Genomic DNA, 9,152 nt, shown 5'->3' with positions numbered 1-9,152 from the left:
ATTCGAGATTCGAGATTCGAGATTCGAGATTCGAGATTCGAGATTCGAGATTCGAGATTCGAGATTCGAGATTCGAGATTCGAGCAGCATACCCCTTGCTCCGATACACTCAAGCTTACGCCTCACCGCTCGCATCCCGTATCTCGGAGCTCGTTTCCCCCGAAGCGGCTATTCCCCGCCCTGCCCTCGCATGAAGCGTTTGATCTCGCGTCGCTCGCGCTTGTCGGGTCGCTTGAAGGGGTGCTGCATGGCCTGGTTGGCCTGTCGACGACGCTCGGCCTCACTGGTCCGGCACGCCTCGCTGGCGGATGTCTCGCGGTACAGCAGACGCGCCTCGGGGGCACCGCGTCGCTGTTCCGACAACGCCACCACTTCGACTTCCCAGATGTCCCATCCCTGAGGCACCTTGATCAGCGCACCGATTTCGACATTCTTGCTGGTCTTGGCACGGCCACCGTTGTAGTGCACCTTGCCGCCTTCGACGGCTTTCTTGGCGAGCGCCCGGGTCTTGTAGAAGCGTGCCGCCCAGAGCCACTTGTCGAGCCTGACGTTATCCATGAGCATCTCCCTCTTGCGGTAGATCCTCGGGCAACAGCGCCGCGAAGCGATCCAGGGCGATGAAGGACTCGAGCTCGCGGCCCGGTCGCTGGCTATCGGGTTGCAGAATGCCCAGCAGGTGACGAATACCGAACTCGCGAGCGCTTTCCAGCACCGAGGGATTGTCGTCGATGAACAGGGTACGGGCCGGGTCGAAGGGCTCCACCTCCTGAAGCGCGAACCAGAACGCCTGCTCTTCCTTGGGCACGCCCAGATCGGCGGAGGAGACGATGGCATCGAGATAATCCTCGAGGCCGGTCAGCGGCAGTTTCAAGTCCAGACTCTCGCGGTCGGCGTTGGTGGCCAGGACCACACGGGGGTGGGCCTGCTTGAGCCAGGCCAGGAAATCCAGGGCATCGCCACGCAGGCCGATCAGGTGCTGGACCTCGCGCTTGAGCGCCAGGATGTCGACCCCGAGCTCACGGCGCCAATAGGCCAGGCTGTACCAGTTCAGGGTGCCCTGCTCGCGGATGATGCGCGCACGGACGTCTTCCTGAGTGGCCTCGTCGAGTCGGTGCAACTCCACGTAGCGCCGGGGCAGGTGTTCGAGCCAGAAGTGGCTATCGAAATGCAGGTCCAGTAGTGTGCCGTCCATGTCCAGCAGGACGGTATCAATGGCACGCCAGTCGATCATGGGCTCCTCAAGGGCGGCGCGGTGGCGTCTCGCGGGTAGTAGGCATGATAGTGTAACCAATCAGGGGCGACGGCGCATTTCGACCGCGTCTACCGCCACCGACGCGTCACGCGGGACCGATCCGTCGACAGGCCCACGAGAGGGGTCGAGCCCACCGGCAATCGACCGTCTCTTCGGCCTGTCTCCGGCGCCCCTCTCCATCGCCCACTGTGATTGTCCTGCCCGATCGAACGGAGCCCCCATGGTCGACCACTACGCTAAACCACATGTCCTGTCGCGACGCAGCGTCGCCACCAGCCGCCTGTTCAACATCGAGGAAATGGAGCTACGTTTCGCCAATGGCGCTGAACGCACCTTCGAGCGGCTGGGCGGCAATGTCAGAGGCGGCGGTGCAGTGATGATCGTCGCCATGCCCGATCCCGAACATGTGTTGCTGATTCGCGAGTACGCCGCCGGACTCGAGGAATACGCCCTGACCCTGCCCAAGGGGCTGGTGGATCCCGGAGAGGATGTCGTAGCCGCCGCCAATCGTGAGCTGATGGAGGAATGCGGGTTCGGTGCCCACCGTCTCGAGCCACTCGTGGAACTGACCCTGGCGCCCAACTACATGCGCCATCGCATGCAGGTCATGCTCGCCACCGACCTCTATCCCCGGCGGCTCCCCGGTGACGAGCCCGAGCCCCTGATCGTGGAAACCCACGCCATCGACGAAATCGGCGCCCTGCTGGCGCGGGACGACTTCCACGAGGCCCGGGCCATCGCCGCCCTGTTCATCGCCAGGGACAAACTGCGCGCCGAGCACCCCGCCTCTTCTCCCCTATGGTGAGAGCGCATGCTCAGGTGGCGTCTCCGGCCCCCTTTGCATGGAGGAGTCGACGACGGACACCGTTGCCTTCCTTGAGCTTGACCCAGCGCCCCTGTCGATAACTGTCCAGTCCGGCCTCGAGCAGCGACATCGTGTCCAGGGCCTCCTCGGCCGTCACCGGTGGTGGCGTACCCCGCAGCAGCGTCTCGGCGATGCCGTCATAGTAGGCCCGATAGTCTCCTGCCTCGCCGGGCAGTTCATGGCTGACCAGCGAGACCTCGTCGCCTTGCCCTTCGTCGAGCGTCAGGCGTCCGGGCCTGTCATCCGTGCCCCAGCCCACTTCCGGAACGTGGCCGGCCTTGAGCCAGGCCTCCTGGGGATCGAGACCATATTTCACGAAACTGCCCCGCGTACCATACACCGCAAAACGCGGTGTCGGCTCGGCCACCAGGGAACTGGCACCGAGGATCACCCGAGGACCGTCATAATCCAGTACCGCCAGGAAATCATCGTCGATCTCGGCCCCATCCCGCGCGGTCGACAGCTCCAGCAGGATCGCCCGAGGCATGCCGAACAGCGCCCGCGCCTGATCGAGCAGGTGCGGGCCCAGATCGAACCAGATACCGCTGCCGGGCCGGTGATGATCCCGCCAACGATCACCGACATGGGGGCGGAATCGATCGAACCGCGACTCCAGGGCAGCGACCCGCCCCAGCTCGCCGCGCTCCAGCAACGACTTGAGCGTCAGGAAATCGCTGTCCCAGCGTCGATTGTGGAAGACGCTGAGCAAGCGATCCACGTTGTCGGCGTGCGACTTCAACTGACGCGCTTCGGCCAGGGACACCGACATGGGCTTGTCGATCACCACATGCTTGCCGGCCGACAACGCCGACTTGGCCAGCGGAAAATGCGATTCATTGGGTGTGGCAACCACCACCAGGTCGATATCCGCGTCGGCAAACAACGACTGGGGCTTGGCGTGCACGGCGACCTGAGGATACACCGCCTGCACCTTTGCCGCGTCGCCGCTGACCACAGCGGACAATTCAAGGCCCGGCGCCGCCTGTATCAGCGGCGCATGAAAGGTCCTGCCGGCCATGCCGAAGCCGATCAGGCCGACGTTGAGGGTCTGAGTCTTCATACCAGAGCGTCCTAGCAACAACGATGGAGATGCCCCGGCGCACGAACCGGGGCGATCCGGAAGAACAAGGTGTCAATCGAGCTTGGTCAAGTCCCGTACCGCGCCCTTGTCGGCAGATGTCGCCAGCAGCGCATAGGCCTTGAGCGCCGCGGACACCTTGCGCACGCGCTGGATGCTCGGCTTCCAGGCATCTCGATCTCGGGCCTCCTGGGCCTGGCGACGCGCGTCGAGCTCGGCGTCGGAGAGCTTGACGTCAATGGCGCGGTTGGGGATATCGATACGGATCGTATCACCGCTCTCGACCAGGCCGATGGCGCCCCCCGCCGCGGCTTCCGGCGAGACATGGCCAATCGAGAGTCCCGATGTCCCCCCCGAGAAGCGGCCATCGGTGAGCAGGGCACAGGCCTTGCCCAGTCCTTTCGACTTGAGATAGGACGTCGGATAGAGCATTTCCTGCATGCCCGGACCGCCCTTGGGCCCCTCGTAGCGAATCACCACTACCTCGCCTTCCTTCACCTGGCCGTCGAGGATGTGCTCCACCGCCTGGTCCTGAGACTCCACCACATGGGCCGGGCCCTCGAAGACCAGGATCGACTCGTCGACCCCGGCGGTCTTCACCACGCAGCCATCCAGGGCGATATTGCCCCTGAGCACGGCCAGGCCACCCTCCCTCGAGAAGGCATGCTCGAGGTCACGGATACAACCGGTGGCACGATCGCCATCGAGGCTCGGCCAGCGGGCGCTCTGGGAGAACGCCGTCTGGGTGGGAATCCCGCCGGGCCCGGCCCGGTAGAACTCCACCACCTCGGGGCTCGGCGAGCGCATGATGTCCCACGCCTCGAGCGCCTCGGCCAGGCTGTCGCCATAGACCGTCGGCACCCGGGTATCCAGCACGCCCGCCCGATCCAGCTCGCCGAGAATGGCCATGATGCCGCCGGCGCGATGCACGTCCTCGATATGGTACTTCTGGGTATTGGGCGCCACCTTGCACAACTGGGGTACCTCCCGGGACAGGCGGTCGATATCGGTCATGTCGAAATCGATCTCGGCCTCCTGAGCGGCGGCCAGCAGGTGCAGGATGGTATTGGTGGAACCGCCCATGGCGATATCGAGGGTCATGGCATTCTTGAAGGCGGCCTTGGCGCCGATGGCCCGGGGCAGCAGGTGTGCCTCGTCGCCCTCGTAATAGCGCTTGGCCAGCTCGACGATGCGATGGCCGGCGGTCTCGAAGAGGCGGCGGCGGTCGGCGTGAGTGGCCACCACGGTGCCGTTGCCCGGCAGCGCCAGGCCCAGCGCCTCGGTGAGACAATTCATGGAGTTGGCGGTGAACATGCCCGAGCAGCTGCCGCAGGTCGGGCAGGCGCTGCGCTCCACCTCGTTGAGCGTCTCGTCGTCCACCGAGTCGTCGGCGGCCATGACCATGGCATCGACCAGGTCCAGCCCATGGTCCAGCAGCTTGGTCTTGCCGGCCTCCATGGGGCCGCCGGAGACGAAGATCACGGGCACATTGAGGCGCATCGCGGCCATCAGCATGCCCGGCGTGATCTTGTCGCAGTTGGAGATGCACACCAGCGCATCGGCGCAATGGGCGTTGACCATGTACTCGACGGAGTCGGCGATGATGTCACGGCTCGGCAGCGAGTAGAGCATGCCGTCATGCCCCATGGCGATGCCGTCGTCCACGGCGATGGTATTGAACTCCTTGGCCACCCCGCCGGCCTGCTCGATTTCCCGGGCCACCAGTTGCCCCATGTCCTTCAGGTGCACATGCCCCGGCACGAACTGAGTGAAGGAGTTGGCCACGGCGATGATCGGCTTGTGGAAGTCATCGTCCTTCATGCCGGTGGCACGCCACAGCGCGCGGGCACCGGCCATGTTGCGGCCGGCGGTAGTGGTTCGGGAACGGTACTCGGGCATGGTGTCCTCTTGCTCAGTCACGCCGCCTCGGGCGGGCGACGTGCCGCCTGACGGTCTCGGTGTCCAGGTTGGACCTCGATTCTGTCACGAGAGGCGCGGGCATGCCAGATGGCGGAGGCACGGGGCTGCAGGCCTGAAGCCTCCCCCTGAACGTTCAGGCCTGCTACTCATCGCTCGACACTCGCGGCTCTACTTAACCCGGCAAGTTTTTATGTCGGGTGAATCGCGGCACAGGAACGTGCCGCCGCCGGCCGTCAGGCCGGCGCGAGCCCGCGCCACACCAGAAGATCCACGCATCTTCGCCAGCGTGGTGCGGGCGACAATCCAATAGATCAGGACGATCTATTGGGTTGCCTGATTAATAGCGACCCAGCCCCCGCTGCCGCACCGCCTCGAACAGGCAGATGCCGGTCGCCACCGAGACATTGAGACTGGCCACCTGCCCCGCCATGGGCAGCTTGACCAGGCTATCGCAGGCTCCCCGGGTCAGCCGGCGCATGCCCTTGCCTTCGGCGCCCATCACCAGCGCCGTGGCCCCGGTAAAATCGGCGTCATGGATATGCGCTTCGGCCTCGCCGGCGGTCCCGGTCACCCAGACCCCCAGTTCCTTCATCCGCGCGATCGAGCGTGCCAGATTGGTCACCCGATAGACCGGCACACTCTCCGCGGCACCGCAGGCTACCTTGCGCACCGTGGCATTGAGCGGTGCGGCCCGATCCTTGGGCACCACGACCCCATGAGCCCCGGCGGCATCCGCGCTGCGCAGGCAGGCGCCGAAGTTGTGCACATCGGTGATGCCATCGAGCACCAGCAACAGCGGCGCGGCCTCGGCCGACCAGCCCTGGAGGCGATGCCAGAGCGACGCCTCGGCCTCGAAGGCCAACGGCGGGCAGAAGGCCACCACGCCCTGGTGCACGGCGCCCTGGGCGAGACGGTCGAGACTATCGCGCGGCTGTGTCACCACCTTGACGCCACCGTCATGGGCGAGCGCGACCAGCTCGGCCAGACGGCCGGAGGCGTCACCGTCCTGGACCCAGAGTTCGCGCGGCATCTCGCCACGCTCGATCAAGGCGCGCACGGCGTGAACACCATATACCGCATCTAGCCCGCCGGGGGCCCTGGGCCCTCGGCGGTGGGACTGCTTGCTCATCAGGAAGGTCTCGTCGCAGGAAGAGGCGTCACCGCTCAGCGGCGACGCGAACCACGGCGGCGGCGTTTCTTGCCGCTCTCTTCGCCATTGCCGCCCTTGCCACCATCGCCACTCTTGTCACCGTCGCCAGCCTTGTCACCACCGCCTTTGGCACGGGACGGGGGCTTCGGCTTGTCGGCAGGCCTGGAGCGACGCTTGGGCGCCCGGCGCGGTCGCGGCTTTTCGTCGGCCAGTTCGAAGTCGATCTTGCGATCGTCCAGGTCGACCCGGGCCACCTGGACGGTCACGCCGTCGCCGAGCCGGTAGCTCATGCCGCTACGCTCACCCTTGAGGCGATGCTTTTCCGCCTCGTAGTGATAGTAGTCGGAAGGCAGCGAGGTGACGTGCACCAACCCTTCGACATAGACCTCATCCAGGCGCACGAAGATGCCAAACCCCGTCACCGAGGCAATGGTTCCGTCATAGACCTCGCCGAGCTTGTCGGACATGAACTCGCACTTGAGCCATCCTTCCACATCGCGCGTGGCGTCATCGGCACGGCGCTCGGTCATCGAGCAATGCTCGCCCAGCTCGAGCATCTGCTCGAAGGTGTAGGGGCACCACTTGCTGGGTGGCTCCACCGGCGGGTTCTCGGCACGCAGTACGGTGTTGGTCTGACGCGGGCCGCGGATCACCGAGCGAATCGCGCGGTGCACGATCAGATCCGGATAGCGGCGAATCGGCGACGTGAAGTGCGCATAGGCCTGGTATGCCAGGCCGAAGTGCCCTTCATTCTGCGGCGAATAGACCGCCTGATTCATGGAGCGCAGCATCACCGTCTGGATGATGTCCGCGTCGTCACGCCCCTTGATGGCCTCGGAGAGGTCGCGATAATCCTGGGGAGTCGGCTCGTCGCCGCCGCCCAGCGTCAGGCCGAGTTCGTTGAGGAACAGGCGCAGCTTGTCGAGGCGCTCCGGCGAAGGACGTTCGTGAATCCGGTACAGCGCCGGCAGGTCGTGCTTGTCGAGGAAACGCGCCGTGGCCACGTTGGCCGCCAGCATGCACTCTTCGATGATCTTGTGGGCGTCGTTGCGAGAGCGCGGCTCGATCTTCTCGATCTTGCGCTCGTCGTTGAAGACGATGGCCGTCTCGGTGGTTTCGAAATCAATGGCCCCCCGCTCCTCACGCGACTGGCGCAGCAGCCCATAAAGCGAATGCAGGTTCTGCAGCGACGGCACCAGCTCGCGATACTGCTCGCGCAAGGCATCGGCTTCCTCGCCTTCGTCCTCGAGGATCGCCGCGACCTTGTTGTAGGTCAGCCGGGCATGCGAGCGGAAGACCGCCTCGAAGAAGCGATACCGGCTGATGGCACCGCTCTTGGAGATGTTCATCTCGCAGACCAGCGCCAGGCGGTCGACATCGGGGTTCAGCGAGCACAAGCCATTGGAGAGCAGCTCCGGCAGCATGGGCACCACCTGCCCCGGGAAGTACACCGAGTTGCCGCGGGCGATGGCTTCCTGATCCAGGGCGCTGCCCGGACGCACATAATGGGAAACGTCGGCGATGGCCACCAGCAGCTTCCAGCTGCCGGACTTGGTCTTCCAGGCGCAGACGGCATCATCGAAATCCTTGGCGGACTCATCATCGATGGTCACCAAGGGATAGTCGCGCAGGTCGATCCGCTGCTGCTTGTCGTCCTCGGCCACCTCCTCGGACATGCTGGCGATCTGGTCCAGCACCTCCGGCGGAAACTCCGAGGGAATCTCGTAGCTGCGCAAGGCGATGTCGATTTCCATGCCAGGGTCCATGCGCTCACCGAGCACTTCGCTGACCTCGCCCACCGGCTGCACCCGAGTGGCCGGCTGCTTGACGATGTTCGCCGAGATCACCTGACCATCCTGCGCACCGCCATTGGCGGTATGCGGAATGATGACTTCCTGGGTGATGCGCGAGTTTTCCGGGATCAGCACCCCGAACTCGGGGGTATTCTGACGATAGACACCCACAATGGTCTGGGTGTTGCGCGCCAGCACTTCGACGATGGTGGCTTCGTCACGTCCACGGCGATCACGACCGCTGACCCGCACCAGAACGTGGTCACCGTGGAAGACGCGCCGCATCTGACGCGGCGGTATCACCAGGTCGGGTTTCTTGCCGTCATCGCGGAGCAGAAAGCCGAAGCCGTCCCGGTGGCCGAGCACCTTGCCCTTGATCAGGTCCAGCTTGTCGATCAGGGCGTAGGCACCGCGGCGATTGCGCAGCACCTGTCCATCGCGCTCCATGGCCGACAACCGCCGACGCACGGCTTCCTGAAGGTCCTCGTCCTCGAGGCCCAGCATCTGGCTCATGGCCTCGTGGGTAATGGGTTTACCGTGCTCCTCCAGGCGCGCCAGCAGATATTCGCGGCTGGGGGCGGGTTTATCGTACTTGTGGGCCTCGCGACTGGCGTGCGCGTCGTCTTCGAGCGTCCAGTGGGTCATGCTGAGAGCATCCTTGGCAGGGTCGGGGACGGCATGCGTGACGTGACGCGCGGGTGCCGCGGGCAATCGTTGTTGCGATCAGAATATGGTGTCATGGGCGGCAGTATAGCGCTGCCATGTCCATCACCCAACCATACCGAGGCGTCGGTTTGCCTCGCGAGGCCCGGTCGACGCACAAGGGGCTTGCATTATCGCCAGAATTCGGTAACATACGCGCCACTTGCCCAGATGGCGGAATTGGTAGACGCGCTAGCTTCAGGTGCTAGTGTCCTTACGGACGTGGAGGTTCAAGTCCTCTTCTGGGCACCATCGATACCCTTTTCGATCAGGATCCGGGTATCAGGCTCTTTATCAGCTCGATTCGTTCGTGTTCGCCCAGGTGGCGGAATTGGTAGACGCGCTAGCTTCAGGTGCTAGTGTCCTTACGGACGTGGAGGTTCAAGTCCTCT

The 9,152-nt window shown here is 64.6% G+C and carries 7 protein-coding genes and 1 tRNA gene; 2 read left to right on the top strand and 6 right to left on the bottom strand.

Features of this window, described 5'->3' with window-relative positions; genetic code table 11:
• Positions 1 to 168 precede the first annotated feature (168 nt).
• Both LU493_RS19230 and yrfG read right to left on the bottom strand, forming a co-directional pair.
• A complete protein-coding gene (locus tag LU493_RS19230; protein WP_275289424.1) occupies positions 169 to 558 on the bottom strand; it encodes an RNA-binding S4 domain-containing protein in 390 nt (129 codons plus the stop codon).
• A complete protein-coding gene (gene yrfG, locus LU493_RS19225) occupies positions 551 to 1,231 on the bottom strand; it encodes a GMP/IMP nucleotidase (RefSeq protein ID WP_275289423.1) in 681 nt (226 codons plus the stop codon). Before yrfG ends, LU493_RS19230 begins: the two co-directional genes overlap by 8 nt.
• Positions 1,232 to 1,472: 241 nt before the next feature.
• On the opposite strand from yrfG, the gene nudE reads away from it, so the two are divergent.
• Positions 1,473 to 2,057: an ADP compounds hydrolase NudE gene (gene nudE / locus LU493_RS19220; protein ID WP_275289422.1), complete on the top strand. Its 585-nt coding sequence runs from the start codon at positions 1,473 to 1,475 to the stop codon at positions 2,055 to 2,057.
• 10 nt (positions 2,058 to 2,067) lie between these two features.
• Here nudE and LU493_RS19215 read toward each other — a convergent pair whose 3' ends face one another.
• From LU493_RS19215 to rnr, 4 genes are all read right to left on the bottom strand, one after another.
• Positions 2,068 to 3,177 (bottom strand): oxidoreductase, encoded by a 1,110-nt coding sequence (locus tag LU493_RS19215; protein WP_275289421.1) that lies wholly within the window; start codon positions 3,175 to 3,177, stop codon positions 2,068 to 2,070.
• Positions 3,178 to 3,249: 72 nt separating this feature from the next.
• Positions 3,250 to 5,094 (bottom strand): dihydroxy-acid dehydratase, encoded by a 1,845-nt coding sequence (gene ilvD / locus LU493_RS19210; protein WP_275289425.1) that lies wholly within the window; start codon positions 5,092 to 5,094, stop codon positions 3,250 to 3,252.
• 358 nt (positions 5,095 to 5,452) lie between these two features.
• Positions 5,453 to 6,244: a 23S rRNA (guanosine(2251)-2'-O)-methyltransferase RlmB gene (rlmB, locus tag LU493_RS19205; RefSeq protein WP_275289420.1), complete on the bottom strand. Its 792-nt coding sequence runs from the start codon at positions 6,242 to 6,244 to the stop codon at positions 5,453 to 5,455.
• Between the two features lie 35 nt (positions 6,245 to 6,279).
• Complete coding sequence (gene rnr / locus LU493_RS19200; protein WP_275289419.1) at positions 6,280 to 8,703, bottom strand: ribonuclease R; 2,424 nt, start codon at positions 8,701 to 8,703, stop codon at positions 6,280 to 6,282.
• A 222-nt stretch (positions 8,704 to 8,925) separates the two neighbouring features.
• Here rnr and LU493_RS19195 point away from each other — a divergent pair.
• Positions 8,926 to 9,012: transfer RNA gene (locus tag LU493_RS19195), tRNA-Leu, on the top strand.
• The last annotated feature ends 140 nt before the right edge of the window (positions 9,013 to 9,152 follow it).

Origin of the sequence: Halomonas elongata, assembly GCF_029081005.1 — a bacterium.
In the GTDB taxonomy this organism is placed as follows: domain Bacteria; phylum Pseudomonadota; class Gammaproteobacteria; order Pseudomonadales; family Halomonadaceae; genus Halomonas; species Halomonas elongata_B.
This window is presented reverse-complemented; position numbering and strand designations above follow the sequence as displayed.

Excerpts from the sequence above, each read along its gene's own strand:
- LU493_RS19230 (WP_275289424.1), bottom strand. The coding sequence starts at position 558 with ATGGATAACGTCAGGCTCGACAAGTGGCTCTGGGCGGCACGCTTCTAC.
- yrfG (WP_275289423.1), bottom strand. The coding sequence starts at position 1,231 with ATGATCGACTGGCGTGCCATTGATACCGTCCTGCTGGACATGGACGGC.
- nudE (WP_275289422.1), top strand. The coding sequence starts at position 1,473 with ATGGTCGACCACTACGCTAAACCACATGTCCTGTCGCGACGCAGCGTC.
- LU493_RS19215 (WP_275289421.1), bottom strand. The coding sequence starts at position 3,177 with ATGAAGACTCAGACCCTCAACGTCGGCCTGATCGGCTTCGGCATGGCC.
- ilvD (WP_275289425.1), bottom strand. The coding sequence starts at position 5,094 with ATGCCCGAGTACCGTTCCCGAACCACTACCGCCGGCCGCAACATGGCC.
- rlmB (WP_275289420.1), bottom strand. The coding sequence starts at position 6,244 with ATGAGCAAGCAGTCCCACCGCCGAGGGCCCAGGGCCCCCGGCGGGCTA.
- rnr (WP_275289419.1), bottom strand. The coding sequence starts at position 8,703 with ATGACCCACTGGACGCTCGAAGACGACGCGCACGCCAGTCGCGAGGCC.